The sequence below is a fragment of the Paenibacillus thailandensis genome, from assembly GCF_042685365.1.
Taxonomy (GTDB): Bacteria; Bacillota; Bacilli; order Paenibacillales; family Paenibacillaceae; genus Paenibacillus_AP; species Paenibacillus_AP thailandensis.
On record NZ_JBHUMY010000023.1, the window covers coordinates 21,626 to 46,948 of the forward strand.

Annotated in this window: 23 protein-coding genes and 1 tRNA gene; 11 read left to right on the forward strand and 13 right to left on the reverse strand. The window is 56.1% G+C overall.

What is annotated here, in order from left to right; translation table 11 throughout:
- Positions 1-28 precede the first annotated feature (28 nt).
- Genes ACFSW5_RS17710 through ACFSW5_RS17720 form a run of 3 tightly spaced genes read left to right on the forward strand, consistent with a single transcriptional unit; the run spans position 29 to position 2,901 of the window.
- Entirely contained in the window at positions 29-973 is a 945-nt protein-coding gene (locus ACFSW5_RS17710; protein ID WP_379275875.1) for a sugar-binding transcriptional regulator, read from the forward strand.
- 31 nt (positions 974-1,004) lie between these two features.
- On the forward strand, positions 1,005-1,691 hold the full coding sequence (gene deoC, locus ACFSW5_RS17715) for a deoxyribose-phosphate aldolase (RefSeq protein WP_379275877.1): 687 nt from the start codon (positions 1,005-1,007) through the stop codon (positions 1,689-1,691).
- Between the two features lie 25 nt (positions 1,692-1,716).
- Positions 1,717-2,901, forward strand: coding sequence for a SulP family inorganic anion transporter (locus ACFSW5_RS17720; RefSeq protein WP_379275879.1), 1,185 nt, complete (start codon positions 1,717-1,719; stop codon positions 2,899-2,901).
- A 223-nt stretch (positions 2,902-3,124) separates the two neighbouring features.
- Here ACFSW5_RS17720 and ACFSW5_RS17725 read toward each other — a convergent pair whose 3' ends face one another.
- Positions 3,125-3,994 (reverse strand): aldose epimerase family protein, encoded by an 870-nt coding sequence (locus ACFSW5_RS17725; RefSeq protein WP_379275881.1) that lies wholly within the window; start codon positions 3,992-3,994, stop codon positions 3,125-3,127.
- Positions 3,995-4,284: 290 nt separating this feature from the next.
- A complete protein-coding gene (locus ACFSW5_RS17730) occupies positions 4,285-5,463 on the reverse strand; it encodes a foldase protein PrsA (protein ID WP_379275884.1) in 1,179 nt (392 codons plus the stop codon).
- Between the two features lie 188 nt (positions 5,464-5,651).
- On the opposite strand from ACFSW5_RS17730, the gene ACFSW5_RS17735 reads away from it, so the two are divergent.
- The 3 genes from ACFSW5_RS17735 (at position 5,652) to ACFSW5_RS17745 (ending at position 11,324) form a co-directional block, all read left to right on the forward strand.
- A complete protein-coding gene (locus ACFSW5_RS17735; protein ID WP_379276181.1) occupies positions 5,652-9,485 on the forward strand; it encodes a response regulator in 3,834 nt (1,277 codons plus the stop codon).
- A 126-nt stretch (positions 9,486-9,611) separates the two neighbouring features.
- Entirely contained in the window at positions 9,612-10,334 is a 723-nt protein-coding gene (locus tag ACFSW5_RS17740) for a response regulator transcription factor (protein ID WP_379275886.1), read from the forward strand.
- A gap of 168 nt (positions 10,335-10,502) precedes the next feature.
- Positions 10,503-11,324 carry an EAL domain-containing protein gene (locus tag ACFSW5_RS17745; protein ID WP_379275889.1) on the forward strand — a complete coding sequence of 274 codons (822 nt, stop codon included), beginning with the start codon at positions 10,503-10,505 and terminating at the stop codon, positions 11,322-11,324.
- 167 nt (positions 11,325-11,491) lie between these two features.
- Here ACFSW5_RS17745 and ACFSW5_RS17750 read toward each other — a convergent pair whose 3' ends face one another.
- Positions 11,492-12,724: an aminopeptidase gene (locus ACFSW5_RS17750; protein WP_379275891.1), complete on the reverse strand. Its 1,233-nt coding sequence runs from the start codon at positions 12,722-12,724 to the stop codon at positions 11,492-11,494.
- A gap of 287 nt (positions 12,725-13,011) precedes the next feature.
- Here ACFSW5_RS17750 and ACFSW5_RS17755 point away from each other — a divergent pair, with 287 nt between their 5' ends.
- Positions 13,012-14,124 carry a M24 family metallopeptidase gene (locus tag ACFSW5_RS17755; RefSeq protein WP_379275893.1) on the forward strand — a complete coding sequence of 371 codons (1,113 nt, stop codon included), beginning with the start codon at positions 13,012-13,014 and terminating at the stop codon, positions 14,122-14,124.
- A gap of 88 nt (positions 14,125-14,212) precedes the next feature.
- On the opposite strand, the gene ACFSW5_RS17760 is transcribed toward ACFSW5_RS17755, so the two are convergent.
- The 3 genes from ACFSW5_RS17760 to ACFSW5_RS17770 form a co-directional block, all read right to left on the reverse strand.
- Entirely contained in the window at positions 14,213-15,622 is a 1,410-nt protein-coding gene (locus ACFSW5_RS17760; protein WP_379275895.1) for an aspartate ammonia-lyase, read from the reverse strand.
- A 190-nt stretch (positions 15,623-15,812) separates the two neighbouring features.
- Positions 15,813-16,031 (reverse strand): hypothetical protein, encoded by a 219-nt coding sequence (locus ACFSW5_RS17765; RefSeq protein ID WP_379275897.1) that lies wholly within the window; start codon positions 16,029-16,031, stop codon positions 15,813-15,815.
- Positions 16,032-16,157: 126 nt separating this feature from the next.
- The gene (locus ACFSW5_RS17770) at positions 16,158-16,364 is read right to left on the reverse strand and encodes a hypothetical protein (RefSeq protein ID WP_379275899.1); all 207 of its coding nucleotides are present in this window, start codon (positions 16,362-16,364) and stop codon (positions 16,158-16,160) included.
- Between the two features lie 252 nt (positions 16,365-16,616).
- Here ACFSW5_RS17770 and ACFSW5_RS17775 point away from each other — a divergent pair, with 252 nt between their 5' ends.
- The gene (locus tag ACFSW5_RS17775) at positions 16,617-17,501 is read left to right on the forward strand and encodes a protein kinase domain-containing protein (RefSeq protein ID WP_379275901.1); all 885 of its coding nucleotides are present in this window, start codon (positions 16,617-16,619) and stop codon (positions 17,499-17,501) included.
- A 37-nt stretch (positions 17,502-17,538) separates the two neighbouring features.
- Here the strand turns inward: ACFSW5_RS17775 and ACFSW5_RS17780 are convergent, their stop codons facing one another.
- The gene (locus tag ACFSW5_RS17780; protein WP_379275902.1) at positions 17,539-18,198 is read right to left on the reverse strand and encodes a TraX family protein; all 660 of its coding nucleotides are present in this window, start codon (positions 18,196-18,198) and stop codon (positions 17,539-17,541) included.
- Between the two features lie 197 nt (positions 18,199-18,395).
- On the opposite strand from ACFSW5_RS17780, the gene ACFSW5_RS17785 reads away from it, so the two are divergent.
- Positions 18,396-18,467 (forward strand) — tRNA-Thr (locus ACFSW5_RS17785).
- A gap of 787 nt (positions 18,468-19,254) precedes the next feature.
- On the opposite strand, the gene ACFSW5_RS17790 is transcribed toward ACFSW5_RS17785, so the two are convergent.
- Entirely contained in the window at positions 19,255-19,905 is a 651-nt protein-coding gene (locus ACFSW5_RS17790) for an NUDIX hydrolase (RefSeq protein ID WP_379275904.1), read from the reverse strand.
- A complete protein-coding gene (mscL, locus tag ACFSW5_RS17795) occupies positions 19,898-20,383 on the reverse strand; it encodes a large conductance mechanosensitive channel protein MscL (protein ID WP_379275906.1) in 486 nt (161 codons plus the stop codon). The genes ACFSW5_RS17790 and mscL overlap by 8 nt, the downstream gene beginning before the upstream one ends.
- Before the next feature lie 254 nt (positions 20,384-20,637).
- On the opposite strand from mscL, the gene ACFSW5_RS17800 reads away from it, so the two are divergent.
- Positions 20,638-21,408, forward strand: a complete 771-nt coding sequence (locus ACFSW5_RS17800) for a sporulation protein (protein WP_379275908.1) — start codon at positions 20,638-20,640, stop codon at positions 21,406-21,408.
- Positions 21,409-21,670: 262 nt separating this feature from the next.
- Entirely contained in the window at positions 21,671-22,717 is a 1,047-nt protein-coding gene (locus ACFSW5_RS17805) for an FUSC family protein (protein ID WP_379275910.1), read from the forward strand.
- Positions 22,718-22,858: 141 nt separating this feature from the next.
- Here ACFSW5_RS17805 and ACFSW5_RS17810 read toward each other — a convergent pair whose 3' ends face one another.
- The 4 genes from ACFSW5_RS17810 to ACFSW5_RS17825 form a co-directional block, all read right to left on the reverse strand.
- A complete protein-coding gene (locus tag ACFSW5_RS17810) occupies positions 22,859-23,164 on the reverse strand; it encodes a transposase (RefSeq protein ID WP_379275912.1) in 306 nt (101 codons plus the stop codon).
- Between the two features lie 26 nt (positions 23,165-23,190).
- Positions 23,191-23,334 (reverse strand): hypothetical protein, encoded by a 144-nt coding sequence (locus ACFSW5_RS17815; RefSeq protein ID WP_379275914.1) that lies wholly within the window; start codon positions 23,332-23,334, stop codon positions 23,191-23,193.
- A gap of 92 nt (positions 23,335-23,426) precedes the next feature.
- Positions 23,427-24,035 carry a TVP38/TMEM64 family protein gene (locus tag ACFSW5_RS17820; RefSeq protein ID WP_379275916.1) on the reverse strand — a complete coding sequence of 203 codons (609 nt, stop codon included), beginning with the start codon at positions 24,033-24,035 and terminating at the stop codon, positions 23,427-23,429.
- Between the two features lie 73 nt (positions 24,036-24,108).
- Entirely contained in the window at positions 24,109-25,272 is a 1,164-nt protein-coding gene (locus ACFSW5_RS17825; RefSeq protein WP_379275918.1) for an MFS transporter, read from the reverse strand.
- Positions 25,273-25,323: the final 51 nt, after the last annotated feature.

Here is a 25,323-nt window from a genome sequence, read left to right on the forward strand (position 1 = left end):
GAATTGTTGCTGCGGGAGGTGAATCCGGGTGAATGAAGAGAACGATAAGCGGCAGAAAATGATCGAAGCGGCTCGGATGTATTATCAGCTGGACTACAATCAGGAAGAAATCGCCCGCGAGCTGAACGTCTCGCGCCCGACCGTCTCGAGATTTCTGCAGCAAGCGAAAGCCGCAGGCATCGTTCAAATTAAAATCGTAGACCCGGTCGCGGATCACCAGGACCGGGCCGAACAGCTCGAACGGCGGTTCGGACTGAAGAAAGCGGTCGTAGCGGCCGTGCCGAAATACGAGGATACGATCGTCAAATCGTTTCTCGGCGAGGCTGCCGCCGAATATTTAAACGATCTGGTGAAGGACGGCGACAGCATCGCCGTCACTTGGGGGACGACTTTGTACGAGGTTGCGCTCCGGTTGAAGAGCCGGCATGTGAAAGGGGTCCGGGTTGTGCAGCTGAACGGAGGCGTCAGCCATTCCGAGGTCGATACGTACGCGTACGAGATCGCCCAGCTGTTCGGCAAAGCATTCCATACGGCGCCGTACCATATTCCGCTGCCGGCCATCGTGGACCATGCGGTCGTCAAGCGGACGATCGAAGCGGACAGGCATATCCGCAACATTTTGAACATGGGCAAGGACGCGAACATCGCGGTCATTACGGTCGGGGCGCCAACCGCCGATTCGGTGCTGATGGGAGCGAATTATTTTACCGACGAAGAAATCGCGATGATCCGCAGCCGGGGAGCGGGGGACATTTGCTCGCGCTTTATTGATATCAACGGGCAATTATGCAGCGAAGAACTGAACGAGCGGACGATCGGAATCGATCTGGAGGAGCTGCGCCACAAGGAACATTCGATCCTGGTGGCGGGCGGACCAAGCAAAATCGACGCCGTACTCGGCGCTCTCCGCGGAAAGTATGCCAATACGCTGATTACCGATTACGTGACGGCGGGACATCTGCTCGAATCGTAAAACGGAACATGATACAGAGGAGATATTATCGATGAGTGAATTGAACCGATCGGCAGCCGACGTTGCCGCTGCAATCGATCATACGCTGCTGAAGCCGGACGCGACGCGGGAGATGGTCGTCAAGCTTTGCGAAGAGGCGGCAAAGTACCGGTTTGCCACCGTATGCGTCAACCCGGGCTGGGTCCGGCTTGCGGCAAGCAAGCTTGCGGGGACCGGCGTAGGCGTTACGACTGTCGTCGGCTTTCCGCTCGGGGCGACGACAACGTTGGCCAAGGCTGCGGAAGCAAGGGACGCCATTGCGAACGGAGCGACGGAAATCGATATGGTGATGAATGTAGGCCGATTGAAATCGGGCGACCTTGAAGGCGTCAAAAGCGATATCGCCGGCGTTGCGGCCGCATGCGGCTCGCAGGCGGTGCTGAAAGTCATTTTGGAGACCGGGCTGCTGACGGACGAAGAGAAAGAAACCGCGTGCAGACTATGCGCCGAAGCCGGGGCCGGTTTCGTCAAGACGTCCACGGGCTTTGGCCCGGGCGGTGCGACCGAAGCGGATATCGCGCTCATGCGCCGCGTCGTAGGTCCGGACATGGGCGTCAAAGCGTCCGGCGGGGTGCGCGATTTGGAGACTGCGCTTCGAATGATGGACGCCGGGGCAACCCGGATCGGGACGAGCTCGGGCGTGGCGATCGTAACCGGAGGTTCGGGAGAAGGATATTAAACGGATAGAGGGTGAGAGGAGAGAGATGGCTTCATCATGGCGCCGGCAGTGGACGAAAGACGTTCGTCTGAATCTGCTTGCCGGCATGACCGCGACGCTTGCTTTAGTGCCGGATTCGCTCGCTTTTTCGTTTATGGCGGGCGTTCCGCCGATCGTGGGTATTTATGCGACGATATGTATTTTGCTCGTTATTACGTTTCTGGGCGGCCGTCCGGGGATGATCTCCGCGGCTGCGGGCTCGATGGCCGTATTGATGACGGGGCTTGTGAAGGAGCACGGCATTCAATATTTGTTTGCGGCTACCGTGCTGACGGGCGTGCTGCAATATGCGATGGGCTTGCTGAAGCTGGGCCGCCTGATGCGCTATGTGCCGGGCGGCGTGCTGAAAGGGTTCGTCAACGCCCTTGCCATTCTTATCTTCATGTCGCAGCTGCAGTATTTTACGGGAGCTTCGTGGCTCATGTACGTTCTTGTGGCGGTAACGCTGGCCATTATCTATATCGTGCCCCGTTATTTCAAGGCGGTACCGTCGCCGCTGCTGGCCGTTGCGGTGCTGACGTTCGGCGTATGGGCGCTGGATCTGACGGGCGTGCAGCTCATTCGGGACATTGCGGATATCGACGCTTCGCTGCCTTCGTTTATTTTCCCGGACGTGCCTTGGACCTGGGACACGCTTCTGATTATATTGCCGTACTCCCTTTCGCTTGCCGTGGTCGGCTTTACGGAAACGATGCTGACGCAAGATATGATCGACAAGGAAACCGGGGAGCAGACGGACAAAAACAAAGAAATGCGCGGGCAAGGCGCCGCCAACGTCGTTGCGGGCTTCTTCGGGGGCATGGCCGGCTGCGCGCTGGTCGCGGAATCGGTGCTGAACGTCAAAGCGGGAGGGACAAGCCGCCTCTCCACGTTGGCCGCGGCTTTGTTCCTGCTGCTGCTGACCGTGCTGCTGGGCGATGTGCTGGCGCTTGTGCCGATGGCCGCTCTTGCGGGCATTATGCTTATGGTGTGCGTATCGGTGTTCGATTGGAAGACAGTCACGCAAATCCGTTCCATTCCGGTCAAGGAAACAGTCGTCATGCTGGTGACGGTCGTCTCGGTCGTCTGGACGCACGATTTGGCGATCGGCGTCGTTGCGGGCACGATTCTTCATTATGCGTGGTCCGCTGCGACCGGGAAGAAGTCGGCCGCCCTGGAGGCCGAAGCTTAGTTCATCGCGCGGGAATAATCGAAAGCCCTGTATATGCAGCGAGAAGGCTGCGTGTACAGGGCTTTTAGCTGTTGAGGGAGGGGGGCGCTCAATCCCCCGTGACGAAGCGCCCCGCGAGGTGCAGAAGTGCACCCCATAGCGGCGGAAACGGCACCGCAGCGCCCCGCGAGGTGCAAAAAAACCGGGCTGAAAAGCTTGAAGCTTTTCGCCCGGGTTTTGTTTTTTATCGCGAGCAGCCGATCGTCAGCTGCGCCTCAAGCGTTTGGCCAGCCGCAAGCATTACGAGTTCGTCTTTACGGTTGAACTCATCGGTCTTGGCCATCCAAGGCTCGACGCAGACGAACGGCTTGCCTTCGACCGACCAGACGACCACGTATTTGAATATCGGATCGTAGGTCATCGTGACGCGGGCGCCGCCGGCAATCGGGAACGATACGGAAGGCGTCTTCGGATCGAGCAGCGTCAGCGATTCGACCTTGCCGCTCAAATCGATCTCGCCCTCGTAAGGATATTCCTTGTTGTCGTTTAGATCGAGATAACGGGTAGCGTCGATGGCATAGGCGATTTTTTTCGTCTCGGTTTTGAAATAAGGATGGAATCCCGCATAGAACGGCATGTCCGCTCCGGTGCCCGTATTGCGGTATTGCTGCCGGATATGCAGCTCGCCGTTTACGAGCGCATAGGTGAACACCAGCTCGAAGTCGAACGGATAGGACGCCTTCGTCGTTTCGTTGCTGCGGAGCGACAGCGTAATGGAAGCCTCGCCTTCCGTGCTCGTTCCGACAACGTCCCATGCGGAAGTGCGCGCGACGCCATGGTTCGCCATCTTGTAAGTCGTGCCCTGCCATTCGTATTCGCCGTTTTTAAGCTGTGCGCAGATCGGGAACAACACCGGATTGCCTCCCCGGATATTCGCCGTCGGATGCTCGAACGTGGCACGGTCCAGATAGAACAGCTCCACTCCGTTTAATTGGCATTCCGTCACGATTCCGCCGCGCTCGGGACATACTTTGACGCTCGACCCGGTGCTGTCCTCCTTCAGCTCGTACATCGTATACGTGTCCTGGTACTTCCGGACTTCATAGTTTGACATCGTCATGATTCCTCCACTTGATTAATCTGTACAGCATTTATGCTTGTCTATAGTCCATGATAGCACAATGTAGGTCCAAGGATACGGGGACTTCAGCATTTTTTCTCGCCGAAACCGTTCGTCCTTAAGGCTTGGGCTGAAAGATCTTTCTGATCCCATTAGAAAAAGGTAAATGGCCCGGGCGGTGAAAAGTCCGGCTGGCCGTCTGACGGCGCAATGAACGTTCCCGGAAACGAAAAGCGCCGTCTTCCGATAGGAAGACGGCGCCGTTATCGAGCTTACTGCCGTTATTAATTCGTCTCTGGAGAAGCGGATGCCGAAGCGTCGCCTTCCGAAGCGGACGTCGTTTCAGGGGTAGCGGTAGCCGCCGGCTCGCCCGAACTGTTCTGCGACGGGTCGAGCGTATTCGTAATCTTGGCTTGGGCGCGAAGATTGGAGATCCAATCGGAAGAGAGCTCGGCCACCTTCTGATCGACAAGGAGGTTGCGGATTTCTTCCTTCTTCTCTTCAAGCGTCGGATTGGTTGCTGCCTTATAATCGGTTTTCTTAATAATATGGTAACCGAAATCCGATTGAACCGGCTCGCTTATTTCGTTCAGCTCCAGCGCGAATGCCGCTTTCGAGAACGATTCCACCATATCTCCCTGGCCGAAGAAGCCGAGATCGCCGCCGTTTGCCGCCGAAGCGGTATCGGTCGATTTCTCTTCCGCAAGCGTTGCGAAATCGGCGCCTTCGTCAAGCTGCTTCTTGATCGCTTCCGCTTCCTCCTTGGTCGCAACGAGAATGTGGGAAGCGCGCACTTGTTCCGGCGTTGCAAACGAGTCTTTGTTCGCGTTGTAATAGTCTTCGATATCCTGGTCCGTCACGTTTGCTTGGGGCTCGAGAATTTTCCGCACGATGACTTGCGTTTCCGACTCTTCCCTCAAGTCGTCCATCGTCATGTTGTACTGCATAAGCATGCTGTCGAGCGCATCGGCCCCGCCGACCTGATCCTGCAGGCGCGTAACTTCGGCATCGATATCCGCGTCGGTTACGGTGACGCCGGCATCGTCCGCCGCTTGTTCGATGAGCTTCATCGTAATCATGTTGCCGAGAGTGGAACTGCCGCCTTGCGCGACCATCTCGTCATACAGCTCGTCCTTCGTGATTTTATCGCCGTTTACGTTCGCAACCGCGTCGCTGCCGCTCGAAAAAGGAGGGTTCACCAGAACGACGACAAGCGCGATGGCCAGCACGGCCGATATCGCCATCCATACCTTGCTTCCGTTGCTTACGGCTTTGGCTCCGGCAGGAGCGGCTTCCGCCGCTGCGGCCGTCTCCGCTTCGGCAGGCCGTTCCGCAACGGCAGCCTCGTCCGCTGTATCGCTTCTATTTTCCGACTGAATCGTGTTGTCCTGTCGTTCCTCTACGGATTGTTCGTCTTGCGCAGCAACTTTTTCTTTCTCGTCTGCGCCCGTGTTTTTTTCCATCGAATAAACTCCCTTCGCAACTGGCTCCTTAATGGTATCTTCATAACTATAGCAGAACGTTCGCCGAAAAACCTTAATTAAAAATAAAAATAGCTTGCATCATTCGACAAATGGTATAAATTAATGGTAACGGATGACTGATTTGTTTATTTACAGGCAGCTATGAAAGGAGAAAGGACTTGGAGCTCATGAACCGTTTATCGTTAAGGACCAAAGGGCTCCTTTTTGTCGTGCTGATATCCCTAATTCCGCTGCTGATCGCCGGATTGACGAGCTATTCGACGCTGCGCGACTCGATGATGTATTCCGCGATGGAGCAGGCCAGCCGCAGCTTGGGGAACAACGCGATGGAATTGGCGTCTTGGTTGGACATCAGGCGCGGGGAGATACATGTCATGAGTCATGCGGACGTTCTCCTAACCGGTGCCGACGAGGAGAAGCTCGACTATTTGGCCCGGGAGAAGAGTCGGTTCGGATCGCTCTTTCATTCGCTTGGCTATATTTCGCCCGACGGGAGCATGATCCGAACGGACGGGACGCCGGTTAACGTTCGGGAGGAGGACTACGCCCGCAAGGCGATGAAAGGGCAATCTGTCATCACCGACCCGTTCGTCCCGTTCTTCTCGGACCAGCCTCAAGTCTTCATCGTCGTACCGGTTTTCGGGGAAGAGAGGAAGCCGGAAGGAGCGGTATACGCCTCCATTCTGCTGTCCAAGCTGGAGCCTTTTTTTGGGTTGTCCATAAATGAAGGGGCCGAGACAAGGGTATACAACAAAGCCGGGGAAATCGTTTATAAACCGGCGGCGGAAGGGGACGGCGCGGAGCCGTCCGAGGAAACGCTGGAACCGTTAGACACTATCCGGCTCGAAGGTCTATCGGGTACGCTTTATTTGAGCGAAGACAACAAGCGTCATCTGTTGTTATATTCCAAGGTCAACAATACGCCCTGGTACTTGGTCAGCGATGTTCCGCAGGCGATGTTCCTGTCCAAGCTGACGCCCGTCTATCTGGGCATACTGGCATCTATCGCGCTTGCGGAGCTTGTTCTGGTTCTCGTCTTTTTCGCTTTTTTTAACCGGATTGTCAGACGGCTGAAACGGATATTGGCCGTTACGGAGCAAGCGGCCGCCCATCATTTCGAGACCGAACATCTCGAGGAGCTTCCCGGCGACGAAATCGGGCAGCTGGCGCGGTCGGTTAACGGCATGACCCGGCATTTAAGCGAAATGTTCGAGCGGTTGGAAGCGATCATTAACCAGAATCGGTATGCGTTTATTATATTAAACGAAGAGTTTCGGATTACGGGATTGAACAAGGCAGCCGAAGAGCTCGTCGGCTACCGGCTGGAAGAGCTTCAGGACCATGCGACTCCTCTTGTCTATATGGACGAGAAAGAAATCGTCAAGACGGCGGAGCAGCTGAGCGCCCGGCTTGGGCGCGACATCCGGCCCGGCCTTGACGTGCTGCGGGAGATTCAGCGGCTTGGCACGGAGCAGGAATGGACGTTTATCGCCAAGGACGGGACGCGCAAGTCCGTCGCGCACGTCTCGACGCCGCTGAGCGACCGCAACGGGCGGTTTGCGGGCGTCGTCGGAATCGCTTACGATATTTCGGAGAAGAAGCGGGCGGAGCGAACGCGCAACCGGCTGCTCGATATCGTGGAGTCGGCGAAGGATCTGATCGCCTCCGTCGACCGGCAAGGCCGGATCGTTTATATGAACGGCACGGGCCGCTCGCTGCTTGGCATGAATGAGACGGTTGTCCATCGCATCAAGCCTTTTTTTGAACGGGGCGCGTTAGCCAAGCTGATTGCCGGGGCTAAGGTCGCATGCCGGGAAGGATATTGGGAAAGCGAGATGGAGCTGGTCTCGGCGGGCGGCAAGATCGTGCCCGTATCCATGATTGTCGTCACGCATTTGGATTCCGAAACGGGCGAAATGTTCTATTCTTGCATTGCGCGCGACATTTACGAGCAGAAGGCCGTTCAGGAAGAGCTTATACGGGCCAAGCTGGAAGCCGAGGAAGCCAACAACGCGAAAAGCAGGTTTCTCGCTTTGATGAGCCACGAAATCCGGACCCCGCTCAACGGCATTATCGGGTTGTCCCAGCTCCTTCGCAAAACCGGCTTGTCCGAGACGCAGAAGGAGTACATGGACAAAATCGGAAGCTCCTCCGATACGCTGCTTCGGCTTATTAACGATATTCTCGACTACTCCAAAATCGAAGCCGGCAAAGCCGATCTGGAAAGGTTCGCGTTTTCGCCGGAGGAGCTGCTGAGCCAGCTTGCCGGCCAGCTCGGCGTCTTTATGGGAGGAAAGGAAAATTTCGAATTCATGATCGAAACGCCGCCGGATTTGCCGGTTTCGATCGTCGGCGACCCGTTCCGTCTGGAGCAAATTTTGCTGAATTTATGCATGAACGCGATCAAATTTACGGAAAACGGGAGAGTAAAGCTTTCGCTTGCCGTCACCCAGCTGTCGAAGGAAAGCGCCGTCATTCAATTTGTCATCGAGGATACCGGCATCGGCATGTCCAAGGAACAGCTGTCGAGGCTGTTCAAGCCGTTCACGCAAGCGGACGGCTCGACAACCCGCAAATACGGGGGGACGGGCCTCGGCCTCGTCATCGCCACTCATTTTCTGGAGATGATGGGATCCAGGCTGAAGGTCGAAAGCGAAGAGGGGACCGGAAGCCGGTTCTACTTCTCGATCCGGTTTCCGATTGCCGGAGGCGCCGCTTCGCCAATTATGCGTCTGCCCGAGGAAAGCTCGCTCAAGCCGGTATGGGTGGTGGAGGACGATCCCCAAATGGCGGAGCTGCTCTGCGGCTGGCTGGAAAGCTTCGGCCTCGTTACGGTCGATTTCCGCTCCTGGAAAGCGGCGAAAGACCGCTTGGCCCGCGTAGGGCCGGCGGCGATGCCGGACATGATATTGCTGGACATGGAAATGGAAGATATGTACGGCATCGAAACCTGGATGGATTTTCAGCGGAAAGCGACGGAAGAAGGCGTGTCGACGGCCGTCATGACGACGACCTACGGCAGGGAGGAGCTGCTTCAGCTGCCGGGCGACAGAAGGCCGTCGACGATCTTAACCAAGCCGCTTACCCGCCTCGCCTTATTCCGCGCGTTGAGCGGACTGCTGGAGCAAACGGAGCAGCCGAAGCCGCTGCCGCCTGCGTCCGAGGACATTGCGGAGACGGGCGAGCTCAATCATGGGCGGGTCCGCATTTTGCTTGCCGAAGACAATAAGATTAACCAGCTCGTCTCGGTCGAGAGCTTAAAAGGCTACGGCTTTGTAGTAGGCGTTGCGGAGAACGGGCAAGAAGCGCTGGAGAAGCTGGAGGCCGAGGAATGGCATCTGGTGCTGATGGATATTCATATGCCGGTCATGGACGGGGAAGAGGCGGTCCGCCGCATTCGGAGCCGTCCGAAATACGCCAAGCTGCCGATTATCGCTTTGACCGCCAACGGGCTGAAAGCGGATCACGACCGCTACATAAAGCTTGGGATGAACGACTGCCTTACCAAGCCCGTGGACGCAAGGGTGCTGTATGAGACGATCGCCCGCTGGATCGGCAAGGAAGCGGGGCTGACGAAGCCGCTGCCGGTTCGGCATGGGGACATTTCCAGCAACCGGCTAGCGGATTACGGGGAAGCGGCTGCCAGCATGCCTGAGGTGGAAGGAATCGATATGCGGGAGCTGCTGAACCGCGTCGGGGGCAAACAGGCGATTGCGCTTCATATGCTGCAGCGGTTTAAGGCGGATTACGCCTCCTTCTGCGAAGAGCTTGTCCGCGATCTCGATCGGGGGGAGCTGGCCAGCGCCAAAAGGCGGGCTCATACACTGAAAGGCGCGGCCGGCAATCTGTCGGCGGGACGGATCATGAGCCTCGCCTCCACGATCGATCAGCTGCTGCAGCGTCCGGGCGTCAAACGCGAGGAATGGATCATGCCCGTTCATCTTCTGGAGAAGGAACTAACAATTTTATTGCACTCCATTGAGGAAAAGTATATCTCTTAACATTTTCGACAAAAGTTCCTAACAACTTTCTAACAGTCTGTTGTCGCTGCTAACTTTCGTATTGTATAGTAAGGATAGGAAAAAAATGCTGGCAGTAATCATCTATCCTTGCAAAGGGTGACGACAATGTACAAAATATTGGTAATCGAAGATGACGTCATGATGAATGATATGCTGTCCATGTATTTGTCAGAAGAGGGTTACTCGGTCAGACAAGCCACCAGAGCCGAAGACGGTTTGCGGACATTAAACGATTGGGTGCCGGATATCGTGCTTCTGGATTTGGTTCTTCCCGACCGAAACGGCATTGAAGTATGCCAGGTCATACGCGAGAAATCCAATGTTCCGGTTATGATAGTTTCGATGAAGACGGAAGTTTCTGAACGGGTTCAGGCTTTAAAGGCCGGAGCTGACGATTATATGTGCAAGCCTTTCAGCATGCATGAGTTGTCTGCAAGAGTGGAAGCGCTGCTGAGGCGCTCTCATATTTCCGCCGCCGCGGAGACGGTTGCCGAGACCATTCCGGAGGAAAGCGCCGACCATAACGATCCGGTGCGGCTGGACACGGAGAGGAGGCTTCTCCTCGTCAGAGGCCGGCTGGTGGAGACGACGTTCTCGGAATACGAGCTGATGAAGCTGTTTCTGGCTTACCCGGGCAAAGTATTCAGCAGGGAAGAGTTGATTAACGCGATTCGCGGTTTCGATTCTTTTGTGACGGATCGGGCGATCGATGTCCACATCGTCAATTTGCGCAAAAAAATCGAGCAAAACCCGAAGGAACCTCGTCTTATCCGCACCGTGTGGGGTTTCGGCTACAAGTATACGGTGGACCATTCCGCAATGGTCTAAACAGGCCGAAACGAATTCAATTTCGCAAACCGCTCCTTAAGGAGTGGTTTTTTCTTTTTGTATCCGTCCAAAGATTCATAACTAACAAATGGCTAAAGTTTATTTTCGTTTATTTCTAATATTTTTATGAAAATATAGGTCTTAAGATACAAATAAGGAGACCTGGCTATGGAGTTGGAAGCAGAGGGATCGTTTTATCATTCCTTGAAGCAAGCGATTTACGACAACCGGCTTGAACTTCGCTTTAAGCCCGCGTTCCGGGCGGCGGACGGCGAGCTTGCGGCGGTAGAAGCCGCAATGGTCTGGAGAAATCCGGAAGGCGGAGAAATGCCGATGGACGAATATAGGCCGCTCGCGGAGCGTACCGGACTGCTTATCCCGCTCACCGAACGTTTCATCCAGGGAGCATGCAGGAAGCTTCGGAACTACCAGCAGTATGTCGACCTACGGCTGAAGCTGGTCCTCAAGCTGACGGCGCGGCAGCTGGATTGCGGGCAGCTGGCCGATTATATTCTGTATATTTGCGCCGAAAACAAGCTGAGCCCGTCGACGCTAGTATTCGAGCTGCAGGCAGACGATTTTCCGGTATCGCGGCAAGCGGTGCTTGGCATTACGAAGCTGCGCGCGGCCGGAGCAGGCCTCATGTACCATGGCATGCCCGGCGACCGTTTGCAGATGCAGCTGTGGCAGCTGCCCTTTACTAGCTTTAAGCTCCCGAAGGAGCTGGCATCGTCCATGCTCGGTTGCTCCAAGGAGAGACTTATCGCAGCTTCCTTTATCGAGGAAGCCCATCAGTTGGACATGGACGTAACGGCAGACGGGGTCATGTTCCGGGAACAGGCGGAGCTGTTTCGGTATTTCGGCTGCGACTGTATCCAAGGCTACTTGTTTGGACAAGCGGAGGCGCCGCACATCATGGATCTATCGGCATTGCCCCTTTATTCGGATCTCGAGCCGCAGATAGAGGCAAGGAATGTCGTCCCCGTTTAAAAGTAGCGCACTGAGCAGGGATGGGACAACCAATCGTCTCCGGCGAGGTATCGTGTTGCTTCCCGGGCTGATTTCGGAGGCGAAGCCCCTTGAAGTCCCCCTTGCGGGAAGAGGGACTTAGGGGATAAGAGAAGCTTTGAAATTAAAGGTTTGGGACGTATGCGGCGTTAAAACGCCCAGTTGCCTTTCAGGAAGACGGGCTCTTCCTTGCCGTCCGCCGTAATGCCGATAATATCGAGCTCGGCCGATCCGACCATAAAGTCCGTATGGGCCATGCTGGAGTTGAGGCCGGCTGCCTCCAGCTGTTCCGCGGTCATGCCCGCTCCGCCTTTTACGCAAGAGGAATAAGCGCTGCCGATGGCCAGATGGCAGGAAGCGTTCTCGTCGAACAGCGTTTTGTAGAACAAAATATTGGAATCGGAAATCGGCGAACGATGAGGCACAAGCGCAACCTCGCCCAAGTAATGGGAGCCTTCGTCCATTTCGACCAAGCTCTTCAGCTTGTCTTCGCCCTTCTCGGCGGTTACGTTCACGACGCGGCCGTTCTCGAACGTAAAGCTGAAGTTCTCGATAATGGTGCCGCTGTAGCTAAGCGGCTTCGTGCTGGATACCGTGCCGTTCACTCCGGTGCGCAGCGGCGCCGAATAGACTTCCTCCGTCGGCAAATTAGGCACGAACCAGATCCCTTTTGCGTTTTGTTTGCTTCCCCCCAGCCATACGTGATTTTGCGGAAGCTCGATCGTCAGATCCGTACCCGGCGCTATGTAATGCAGCTTGCGGTATTGTTTGTCGTTCAAGTAGGCCGCCTTCGCATGCAGCTTCTCGATATGGGCGTTCCATGCGGCTATCGGATCGTCCAGATCGGCGCGGACCATATGGAAGATCGCGTCCCACAGCTTCGCAACGGCCTCTTCCTCGGAGACGCCGGGGAATACTTTGGACGCCCATGCGGGGGACGGCGTCGTTGCCAGATTCCAGCTCACTTTGAAGGAGCGGGTCATCTCCCGGTACTCGGCCAAGGCGGTGCGGGCGGCTTTGTCGCTGTTCACGATGCGTTCGTTCGGAACGCCGCGCAGCAGGTCGGGATCGGCGGATGTGATCGAAATCGAAGCGGCGCCTTTTTTGGCCAGCTCCGTTTTCTCCTGCGCCGTCCATTTCGGCACTTCGTGAAACGACTCGTCCGGGGCCAGATCGTAGCGGATGCGTGCGGTCGCATCGTCGATCCAGTACACCTTGACGTCGTAGGCGCCCGCTTCGAACGCTTTTTTGACGACCAGGCGGGCGAGTTTCGCCGATTCCAGCGAAGCGTTAAGCATGACGATTTGGCCGGGCTGAACGTTGGCTCCGATTTTGACGATGAGCTCTGCGTAATTTTCCAGCTTTTGTTCGAACGTTAACATATCATCGATTGCTCCTTTCGGAAATAAAATGGCTCTTGTCCTAGTATAAGCATCGTGCCGCGAATGAATGAGCGGAGAGCGGGCCTTTTCCGTGCCGCAAAATTCGCATCGCCGGGTACTGCCCATATGAATCCAGCCGTTCTTGAAGAGCGGAACTGAATTCCATATACCCATTGTCGTCTTCGTCCGGGCGCTCTGTCAATAGAAGGAAGGCTGTTCTATAATAGAAGATGGTGATTGGCCTGCTCGCAGGCTGACGGGAGACTAACAAGAATCGAGGCGATCCGATGGTTACGGTCTGGCAAGAGCGGAAGAAGCGGCTTGTCCAATATATGAACGAGAACGGAATCGAGGCGTCGCTTATTACGTCGCCGATGAATGTTTATTATTTTACGGGCTTTTATACGGATCCCCATGAGCGCTTTATGGCGTTGTACGTCGAAGCCGACGGAGGGACGGAAACCTTGTTCGTCCCGCTTTTGGAGCTGCAGGCGGCCGAGGAGAACGGACATGTCCGCGAAACGGCGGCCGTCTCCGACGTTGACGATCCTTACGCGCTGCTGCGGTCTCGCATTGGCCGTCCGGCGAAAACGGTGGGCATCGAAAAGAACGCGGTCAGCGTGCGGCAAGGCGAGCTGCTGGCGGAAACGTTCGACGGCTGCTTGTTCGCCGATCTGGAGCCGTTTGTTCTGTCGCTGCGCATGAACAAAAGCGAAGAAGAGATCGGCAAAGTGCAGCACGCGGTTCATATCGTCGAGCGGGTAATCGAGTACGCGGCGCAGACTGCGGTCGCGGGAATGACCGAGGCGGAGCTGACCGCGGAGCTGGAATTTCAGATGCGGAAGCTGGGCGCCGACCGGCCGGCGTTCGAGTCGATCGTGCTGACGGGGCCGAGAACGGCATTGCCGCACGGCAAGCCCGGCGGCGCAGCCATCCGGGAAGGGGACTTCGTCCTGATCGACATCGGCGTTCAGGCGGGAGGTTATTGTTCCGACATAACCCGAACGTTCCTGATGGGAGAAGGGACCCAAGCGCAGGTTCGCCTTTACGAAACGGTATTGGCGGCCAACGAAGCGGGGATCCGCGCCGCCAAGGCCGGGGCGATGCTGGCGGACGTGGACAAGGCGGCCAGAGACGTCATTGAACAGGCCGGCTACGGACCGCTGTTTACGCATCGCGTCGGCCACGGCTTCGGGATGGAAGTGCACGAGCAGCCTTCCGTATCGGGACAGAACCGGCGGATCATCGAGCCGGGCTTGCTGTTTACGATCGAGCCGGGCATTTACGATCCGGTGCTGGGCGGCGTCCGCATCGAAGACGATGTCTATATCCAGCAGGACGGCTCCGCACGGGTGCTCACGAGCTATCCGAAGCAGCTCATCCGTCTCGGGCGGAAATAAAAGGAGCGTTAATAAACGGAAAACGGCACGCCTCCGGGAAGAGGAGCGTGCCGTTTTTGGTCCATTTTATTTGACGCCGATAAGGCCGTTATTGCTCATTTAAAAATTGCTCGCCGGCGATGCCGGGCGTCGTCATTTGATCCGGGTGAAGAATGACGTCCAGCTCCTCTTGCGTCAGCAGCCCGCGTTCCGTAATGATTTGGCGCAGCGACATGCCGGTTTTGAGCGCCTCCTTCACCAGCTGGGCGGCTACCTCGTAACCGAGATGCGGGTTCAAGGCGGTAATGACGCTGAAGCTGTATTCCAGATTCGCGGCCAGCCGCTCCCGGTTCGCTTCGAGCCCTTCAAGCAAGTAGCGGGTAAAGACGTCGATGCCGTTATTCATAATTTTGAGCGACTGCAGCAGGTTGTAGGCGATAACGGGCCCCATGACGTTCAGCTCCAGTTGGCCGGCTTCGCAAGCCAAAGCGATCGTATGGTCGTTGCCGAGCACCTGGAAGGCGATTTGGTTGACGACTTCGGCCATGACCGGGTTGACCTTGCCGGGCATAATGGACGACCCGGGCTGTCTCGGGGGCAGCAGCAGCTCGTTAAGCCCCGTGCGCGGTCCGGACGCCATCAGCCGGATGTCGTTGCATATTTTGGACAAGTTGACGGCGCAAATTTTTAACGCGGAGGAAAGCTCCGTGTAGGCGTCCGTATTTTGCGTGGCGTCCACGAGGTCGTCGGCGCTTTTGACGTCAATGTTCAGCAGCTCCCGCAAATGCTGCACGACTTTCTCGATATATTCGGGCTTGGCGTTTAATCCGGTTCCGACGGCCGTCGCGCCCATATTGATGAGCAGCAGATCCTCCGACGCGAACTCGAGCCGGCGGATATCCCGCTCGATGACGCGGGCGTACGCGCCGAACTGCTGCCCGAGGCGTATGGGCACCGCATCCTGCAGATGCGTCCGCGCTACTTTCACGATGTCGTTGAACTGCCGCTCTTTGTTTCGCAGCTCCGCGGCCAAAGCCCGCATCGTCGCGAGCAGCTTTTGCGACAGCTGGTAGGACGCGATTTTGATGGCGGTCGGGATGACGTCGTTGGTCGATTGCGACATGTTGACATGGTTGTTCGGGCTGCATGCCGCGTAGTTGCCTTTTCGCTCGTTCAGCAGTTCCAAAGAGCGGTTGGCGATCACCTCGTTTATGTTCATATTAATGGACGTTCCGGCGCCGCCTTGTATCGAATCGACGATAAAATGCCCCATATGATTGCCTTGGATAATTTCGTCCGCGGCCATGACGATGACGTTGCCGACGCGCTCCTTCAGAAGCTTGACCTCCATATTGGCCAGCGCCGCCGCTTTTTTGACGTAAGCAAGCGCAATAATCAATTCCTGATGAACCGGAGCGCCGGTGATCGGGAAGTTCTCCGCCGCCCGGGCCGTCTGTATGCCGTAATAAGCGGAGTCGGGTATTTCCTTCTGCCCCAAAGAATCTCTCTCTGTTCTCATTTGTACGAATCTCCTTCGACCATTCGGAATAGAAATGCTTTATATACGGTCATGATCAAGCGGCTGCCGCGAGAAAAGAGAAAAAAGCCGGCATAAACGTCTGCCGGCCGGGTAGGGTCCGATGCGCGAGCCGTCAAGCGGTTCGGTCATTCATAATGAAGCCGATTAACGACCTTAGCCGTTTACGGCATTAAGAAACTTCCAAATAAAGCTTCGTGCCGTCGCTATACTGCAAAATGGCTACGTCGCGCACCATTTCGACCGACTTGATCCGTTTCCACTTTTTGCGAAAATCGAAGTTCATTTCAAGCTCTTTTAATTTATCGTTAAAACGTTCGACTGATCGTTGCTGTTCTTCAGGGAAGTAGACCGGGACGGAACGTTTCTTAAAGGTAATGATTCGCATCATCGCCTCATTCACCTCCGCTTGTTTTTCCCTATTCTACCTTCCACCTTTTAGCGCATTATGAAACGGCCATAAGGATAATGTTTATTTCGCTAACAAATTTCTAATTATTAATGTGACGGCGCCTTATTATGAGCTGGACCAGCTGCTGTATTTTTTCTTGTAGTGGCCGTGCCCGTAATGCTGATGGCCGTGATGCGGCGGGTACTTAGGCGGCCGGTTAGGCGGGTAATAGCCTTTTTTGTAATCGCTGCTGCTGTAATGGTGGTGGTGGTGATTATAATATTTATGGCCGGTTAAGGAATGTATGAGTCTTTTTACCATATGCTTGAACATCGTCGTAACCTCCATTCGCGGTTGATTTGGATTTAAGGTGTCGGGCTGTCGCCGGCCGAACCCGATAGCGGGCCCGTCAACGGCAGCCGTTAACATAATTTACGCATGCCGGCCGCATGCGGTTTCTTTTTATGGAATCGAAAATCGCCCTTAATACGATTGTTATTCCTTATATTCTGTATCTTATTCCGGATCTCCCGCGTATATAATGCAAAGTTGGCTTTTGAAAGAAACAAAAAAAGGAGAACAGCGGTGGCGGCATACGAAAGGAAAACATGGAAAAACGAAATCGGCCGGATGATCGGCGAGTGGCGGGATTATCCGCTCCGGGAAGGCAGCCTGTGGGCAGGAGAGTACCGGATCGAATCCTTTATCGGCATGGGGAGCTACGGTCAGGCATACGCGGTCCGCGAAGAAAGAAGCGGAAGGCGGCTGCTGCTCAAGCGGAACCGCCCCAGCAAGAAGGAGCTTGGCATTCGGCTGCTGCGGCGGGAGAACGAAATTTTGAAGGCGCTCGATCATCCGCAAATCCCTCGTTGGCATCGTTATGTCACGCGAATGCGGCGGGGGGAAGAAGGGCTGCTGATGGAATTGCTGGAAGGGCCAAGCGTCGAGCGGGCCATCGGCGAGGACGGCCTCGTGTTTACGGAGACGGATAGCTTAAAGCTTGTCCGGGAGCTGATGCGGCCTTTGTCGTATTTGCACGAAGCGGGTTATGTGCATCGGGATGTACGGATTCCGAACGTCGTGATGCACGGGGAGCGGGTTGTCTTGATCGATTACGGTCTTGCGTGCCGGATCGGCGAACAGCTGCCGGACGATTTGGCGAAGATGCTTGGCGATCACGCCGGAGCGGCTCCGTCTCGGGACGGAAGCTGGAACGAGGTTCGGCGGCGGATGCGCCATCCGTATCCGGCAAGCGATCTGTACGGGACCGGTCATTTCATGCTGTTTCTGCTTTATTCCGGTTACCGGGCGGAAGAAGGGCAGGAAGAGCGCGGCTGGGAGGAAGAGCTGGAGCTTTCTCCCGGCTGTCGAGGCGTTATTCGGCGGCTGCTTGCGGATAAGCCGGAGGACGGCTTGTCTTCCGCCGCGGAATACGCCAAGGAGCTGGATAAGCTGCTGGCACGAACTTGAAATAGCGCTTCGATACGAGGGTGTTATAGAAACGGAGCTATTCGAGGCCGGAAAAGAAGCCGGACGCCTCCAGAAGCGCGGCGACCCCGATCAGCGCAAGATGAAGCGGATAGAAGGAACGCCATACGAAGCGAGGTACGGCGATCCGGTCCAGCCCGCGCAGCAGCTGCGGCGCATACACGAGCAGCAGCGTTGCGAATAAGCTGAACAGCTGGAGGTACCAGCCGATGCCGTTATAGAATACCGCGGCGATGTTAACGGCAAGATGCAGCGGCGTCATCCGGCTTGCCCGGGCGTACCGGTAGATGAGAACAAGCGCGAGCGCATAAGCGCCGTAGCTGAAGGGGAGCAGCTCAAGCAGGGCAGACGCCGCTGCGATTGCACATCCTTGAAGCAGCCGGCGGCCTTTCAACCGGTCCAGCGCGGCCAATGTGAAGAGACCGACGAGCAGCGTACCGACGACGTTCAGCTCGAATTTGTGGAAAGCGAGCTGGTAAGGCAGCTGCGACAGCGCCGCAATAACGGCAAGCCTCGCCATGTAACGCGGGACGCTCCGGGTACGCTGGTAACCGATCGCAAGCGCGAAGGCGTATAAAGGAAAGGCAATCCTGCCGATCATTCGCCAGACGGTTTCGCCCGGAAACCATACGATGCCGATATGGTCGATCAACATGGTGAGCATGGCAAGCAGCTGCACAGCTTCTACTCTCCTTCCGCGTTGGATATTACAAGCATTATACCATGCGTAACCGCCGCTCTCGACGCCCGAAGCGGGAAAAAAGCTTGTCCCAAAATAATTTCAAAAAAAATAGGACAAGGGGGTTGACTTTATACTTGGAAAGGAGTAAATTATTAAATGTGCTTCTTGAACAAACGGTTTTGAGAAAGCAACTTGCTGATGTAGCTCAGGGGTAGAGCAACGCACTCGTAATGCGTAGGTCGGGGGTTCAATTCCCTTCATCAGCATACCGATAAGGCGCGGTTTCCGGTTCGTCCGGAGGCCGCGTCTTTTTTTGATCTCTAAGTAAACCGTCCGCTCTCCGCCAAAAGCCTAAGAACGGAAAAACCGCGGCGTTCATACAATGGATACAGGCATCTATCGGCGGTTCGGCCGATATTCGAAGGCCTTAATCCGTTATGGGGGCGATCGTCATGCCTCAAATTCCGAATTTTCCGTCTTCGCTGCTGGAGGAGCATGCCGAATGGCATCGCGAATTTCACGTTGAACCGGGAACCCGGCCGCCGCGAGGGCACGGGGAACGTTTTTTGCGGTTTCACAGGCAATATATTCGGAAGGTTCTGGCCTGGTACCGCCGGATGGGTTACGACGAGAGCCTCGTCCGGCCGTGGAACCGGGTGCCGGAAGGCATCCGCAGGGCTCCTTGCTTCGACCGCGAGGCCGAATCGCGTATCGTGAACGATCCGCGTTCCTTCGCGACGGAGGACGATTTAGGGCGGTTTATCGAGCACAGCTTTCTGCACGGGTGCATCCATGTGACAGCCGCCCGCTTGTATCATGAGCCTTACTTCGACGATTTGGAGCAGGCGCCTCGCAGCACCTTGTTTTACAATGTGCACGGATTAATCGATTCGTGGTATCGCAACTGGGAAATTGCGCACGGTCTTCGTCCTGAAACGGATGCAGAAGGTCCGGGGCCTGCCGCCGGGGAAGGGCAGGAGCCGCCGGGCGGCGAAGGGGAGGAGCAGGCGTCCGGCGAAGAGCGACAGCCTGCCGCCGCCGATGAAGGGCAGGCTACACTGACGCGGAAGCCTGCAAAGCGCGAAGGACGTAAGCATAATAGGAAGCGTCGCGCGGGACGAACTGCGCGGCTGTCACGCTTGCGCGGGCAGGCCGGAGCGACCGGGCGCCGTCTTCCGACAGCCGGAGTTCCACGCCTTCTGCGTCGATCGCGGAAACCGTTCCCTCGAAAAGCGCCAACAGCTCCGCCAGGTCGGCTTCGTAAACGGCAGCCACTTCTTCGGCTTGAAGCCGCAGTCCGGATAAAGGAACGTCGCACCAGAGGCCGTAAACTTCGCTGACCTCGCGATCGATAAACGGAACGCCCTTGGCGAATCCGCGCAGCTCCTCCCGAACTTCTCCGAGCGGAACGAGCTGCTCGTAGGTTGCAGAGACGCCCAGCTCCTCTTCCAGCTCCCGGACGGCATCCCGCGTCGTTTCGCCTGCGGCCAGATGGCCTGCGGCGGTAATATCGTAATAGCCCGGATAAGTATCCTTGCCGGATTGACGCTGCTGGAACCGGACCAGCAGGCGGTCTGCCTCCCGCCTTGCCAGCCAGCAGTGAAACGAGCGGTGCCAATAGCCGCGGGCATGCGTTTCGGAGCGGGCAGCCGTTCCGATCGGATTCATGCCGTCGTCGTAAATATCGAACCGTTCCTCAGCCACGGGCCGGCTCCTCTTCCAGCACGGACGTGCAATATTTGCAGCGCGTCGCGAGGAGCGGGATTTGGGACAAGCAATGCGGACATTCCTTTTCGCTTGGAGCAGGCGCTTCGGCCGCTTCTTCCTCTTTCTTGAGGCGGCGCAACAAGTTAATGCCCTTCACAAGCATGAATACGCAGAAGGCTACAATCAGGAAGTCCAGCACGACGTTGATGAACTGCCCGTAAGCGATGACCGGCTTGCCTGCTTTTATCGCTTGATCCAAGGACGTAATTGTATGATCGGGATCGTCGAACAGCTTGATGTACAGGTTCTTGAAATCGACGCCGCCCAACAATTTGCCGATCGGCGGCATAATAATGTCGTTCACGAGCGAAGTGACGATTTTGCCGAACGCTCCCCCGATAATAACGCCGACCGCAAGGTCCACGACATTGCCCTTAACGGCAAACTCTCTAAATTCCTGCAATATTTTTTTCACTTTCGGTTCACATCCTCTCCGGTAGTACGCCAAAAAAACGGTTGTCCTTCGCAACTAACCTCCATTGTACCCGAATGCGGGTGGTTCGGAAATACGCCGCCGCAAAAAAACGATTCCGTCCGTCTTCAGACGAATAACGGCCTTTGAAGCTTGTCCGAAATTTGCGCCGCGAAATTGCAACCTAATGTCCAAGCAATCGTAATATGCTTTTATATAAGTCCAGAATTTCCAATATCCTGCATGGAGGTATGCGCATGTTCAACCGTCTTTTAGCCAGCATAGGCATCGGTTCAGCCACCATCGACACGTTGCTTGAGAAAACCCACTATACGCAAGGCGAGGAAGTAGAGGGAATTATCCGCATTCGCGGCGGCAACGTTCAGCAAGACATCTCCACCATTCATCTGACCTTGATGACGGAGTACATTCGGGAAAGCAACGATCATAAATATAAAGAGCAAACCGCGATCAGACGGTTTGCCGTCAGCCAGCCGTTCCGGCTGGAGGCGGGAGAAACGCGGGAGGTTCCGTTTGCGTTCCGGCTGCCGGCCGAAACCCCGCTGACGTTCCGCAACGTGCCGGTCTGGGTCAAGACCGAGCTCGAGATTGTCGGAGCGGTGGATCCGACCGACAACGACCGGATCGAGGTTCTGCCGGGCTACGCACAGAACGTCGTGCTGGAGGCGATCGATCAACTGGGCTTCCGTCTGCGGAAGGCCGATTGCGAATATTCCCGCCATTCGGGTACGGGGCTGCCTTTCGTGCAGGAGTTAGAATTCGTGCCGACCACTCACTTCCGCGGCGATCTGGACGAATTGGAAGTCGTATTCCGTCCGGCGGCTGGCGGAGTGGAGCTGCTTCTGCAGATCGACCGGCGCGCCAGAGGGTTCGCCAGCCTGTTCGCGGAAGCGCTGGACATGGACGAATCGTTCGTCCGCGTTCGCTTCTCCGAGGCCGAGCTTGACCGGGGAGCGTCGTCCGTTGCGTATCAGCTCAAGGATATTATCGCTAGGTATAGACGATAGTTGCGTTCCATATAGACGGATTCGGCGCTTGTCCGGCGTTTGCCGGTAGGCTAGCCCATGCGCCCTCGCTCAAGCCGGCTCTTGCTCGATAGAGCCCGGCTTGGGCTTTCGTTTTTTTGCACCGGTTAAGCGAATAGGAAGAAAACGCCGGAATCAGGGCAATCTATTGACAGAGCGAATTGGAATTATTAGCATTTGGAGAGGAAACGCCAGGCCGGGCGGCTTGCCCGGGCCGAAGCAGAACGATAAAGGAGCGGCAAGCATGACAATCGGAGCTCGAGTGCTCAAGACGGGACTGGCGGTGGCGCTGTCGATCTTTCTAAGCGGATGGTTCGGCTTTCCGTCGCCCATCATTACCGCGATCGCGGCAATCGGTACGATCCAGCCGTCCATTTACCGTTCCTGGCAGCAAGTATGGGATCAACTGCAAACGAACGTGCTTGGAGCCGTTATGGCTCTTATAGCCGTAAGATTGTTTGGGATTACGCCGATATCGGTCGGACTTGTATGCATACTCGTCATTATGATCAGCATTCGGCTGAAAATGGAGAGCACCATTACCGTTACGCTGGTTACGGTCGTCGCCGTGATGGAGGCCAACAGCCAAGGCATCGAAGTCGCGCTGGAGCGGTTTTTGATGGTGATGACGGGAATCGGCGCCGCTTTTGCGGTGAACGTGATCGTTTTTCCGCCGCGCCCGAGAAAGCAGTTCTCCGAACAGGTGAAAGAGGCGTACGCGCAGCTGTCGCTGCTGCTCCGGACGGCGATATCCAACGAGATGAAGGAGCAGGTGTACCGCGAGGAAAAGGAAAAGCTGCACGGGACGCTGCGCAAGCTGGAGGACCGGTACAAGCTGTTCGAGGAGGAGCGCAAGCTGCTGGCCCGGACCAAGTCCGAGCACGCGAGGCAGCTGCTCGTATCCAAGCAGACGATCAAAACGCTGCAGAAAGGCTCGGATCTGCTCGATATGGTGGAAGAGCATTATTTTGCCGCCAAAGGAGCGGGGGAATGGGCGCAGCGCTTCGACCGCCAGATCGAAGAATTGACGAAATTCCACGAGCATATATTGCTCAAGCTGGATAACAAGATGAAGCCCCACGCCTGCGGCGCTCCCAAGGAGGACCGGCTGATCGCCGATCTGGCCGATTACTTCATGGAAGACCCGGAGGAGCATCGGCGGCTTGTGTTCGTCGCGTCATCGATGTTCGAATACGCGTACCATCTGAAGCGCCTGAACAAAGTGATCGACCATGTCCAGCAGCGGAAAGAGGGAGCGGAAGCGGCGGAAGAAAGCCGGGAGACGGGCTGACGCCGGGAAAAAAGGCTTCTCCGCCTGCAAAGCAACAGAACGGCGGTGCAGCATTTCCATCCCCGGATTGATAAGAAACGGCTTTATCCCGGTCACAAGGATAAAGCCGTTTTTTCAGCTATAAGAAAAAAGCGGAATCGCTTATTTGTTGTCCATGTTTTTTTCGCCTTGGTGGCGGTTATGGCGGCGCGGATGCTGCAAATTGGCTTCCGGATCGTCATCGTCGTCCTTCGGTATCAGACGCGGGTCGGTCTCGCCGTCGTGATGGTTGCTGAAATCGTATTCGACCAGCTTCCAGCCTGTCGTTCCCCACTGCGGATCGGCAGGAAATACCTGTCCGCGCCACAGCTTCTCTTCTCTGCCCCACTCGTTTTTGTAGACGCCGTCCACCTCTACCGGCTCGCCGGAGATCGGTTCGATTTCGCGATAGTTCGTTATGTCGCTCATGGTGTCAACACCTTCCTGATCGTTCGTTATAGACCGTGCTTCGGCACCGCCGCGCGATCCGCTTCGGACTGCAGTTCGCCGGCCCGCTGCTTGCCGGCTCCCGTACGGTCTGCTTTGGACTGCGCCTTTCGTGCTGCTTCCTGCAAATGGGAAGGCTGTTCGCCGGACATGTTCCGCCTCCTCCTTTCGGCTAATATCCGTTAGAAGTGTGCCACAAAAGCGCGCGAACTATGAATGGGAACAAAGAGAAACGGCTGAAAAGTCAGCCGCTTAAGTGATAACGCGATTCCAGCCGCTTGCCGCCCAGCCACATGACGAAGACGACGACGATCGTGACGATAATGCGCCACGGCTCCTCGCGGAAGCTGCCGATGTCGAAGCTGAGGAGCGAGATGCTGAGGATCATAACCGCCTTGCCGAGAATTGTGGCCAGCAGAAACGTCTTCAGCGGAACTTTGCTTAATCCGGCCACGATGTTGATCACGGACGAAGGGGAGAAAGGGAAGCAGGCCAGCAGAAACAGCGGAGTAAAGCCTTTCCGGTCGAGCCAGTTAAAGAACCTTTCCGACTTTGGAAATCGCTTCAATAGCCGCGACTTGACGTTTTTGCCTAGTCTGCGGCAGATCAGGAATACGAGGCTTGCGCCGAGCGAGACCCCGATCCAGGAAAATAAAAAACCCCATCCGAGACCGTAGATGTTGGCGTTGGCCGCCACGATCACGATAAGCGGGAGGAAGGGCAAAAAAGCTTCCAGCAGCGGCATGACGATGCCGGGAAGCGGCCCTAACGCCGAATAGCTTTCCAAAGTGCGCTGCAAATGCTCCAGATCGAGATTTTTGACGATAGACAACCATTCTTCGGACTGACTCATACCAAACTCCATTCTTATGTTTAGCTTTCTCACACATCATTTCGATGCGGGGCGGCGATCGTCCTCCTAGACCTTAGTCTAATTTTTGCGGCCAATAATAGAGACAGATCAGCGCGAACAATATCGCGCTTGTCCAGACGACGGCCGGCGTCCCGGCCGCGGAGCCGATCAGGCCGCCTGCAACGGGGCCGATCATGACGCCGACGCCTTCGACGGCCGACAAGATGCCCCAGCCGAAGCCTTCTTGCCTGGGCGGCACATATTTGCCCAGCAACGCGTTCCAGGCCGGCAGGATGGCCGAATAAGAAAGACCGAGCGCCATGGTGATGACAAAACAATACCAGATCGGCGGACGTAAGGCCAGCAGCGCGAGCAGAACGGCGATGAATCCGAATCCGAAGATGAGAAAAAGCTTCTTACCGGCCAGCCGGTCCGACAGCTTTCCCATCGGAATCAACCCGGCTACGGCGCAAATGCCGCCAGCCAACAGAAGCAGCGAATACTGCAGTCCGGTAAAGCCCAGCTGATTCGTTGCGAAGCCGGGAAGCACCGGCACGAGCATGGCTGCGCCCATCGTCTGGAGAATCATGCCCGGAAGCAGCAGCTTCATCTTGCGAAGCCGTCCCTGGAGCACGAGCAGCTGTTTGCGGAACGATACTTTGCGGACCGGGGGGATCGGACGTTTCTTGATAAACAAGGAGAGCACCCACGACAGCAGATAAAGCGAGATCAGCAAATAGTAGGTAAATCTTGCGCTGTAATCGAGCAGCACGTTGCAGACGATCGGGCCGGCGCCAAGCCCGACGAGCCAGATCGAATACCAGTAGCCCATTTGTCCGCCGCGCTGCTTCTGGTCGCTTACGCTTGTCAGGCAGACGATCCAGACGGGCGACATGCCGATGCCGTAAACGGCCGAGGCGAGAATGAACAGCCAGGGAACGCCGGCGAATTGAAGCGCGAACAGGCCGATGAACGAAATGAACAGCCCGCTTTGCACGACCACCCGGATGGAGAAGCGGTCGAGCAAGTAGCCGATGGCGATTTTCAAAGCGGTGTCCGTCAAATAATGAGCGGTAATGGCAACGCCGATGACGTCGAGCGTCAGGCCAAGCGTTTTCTCCCCGTATATCGGCAGCAGCGAAACCAATACGGCGCCGCGCACGAAGTTTTCGAGAAACAGAATGACCGATATGAGTCCGATATCCGAGCGGAACAACTTGTTATGGGAAGCAGCCAATGAAGAATCTCCTTTAAATGAACTAAGATGCTACATTACAGTATGGTTCGA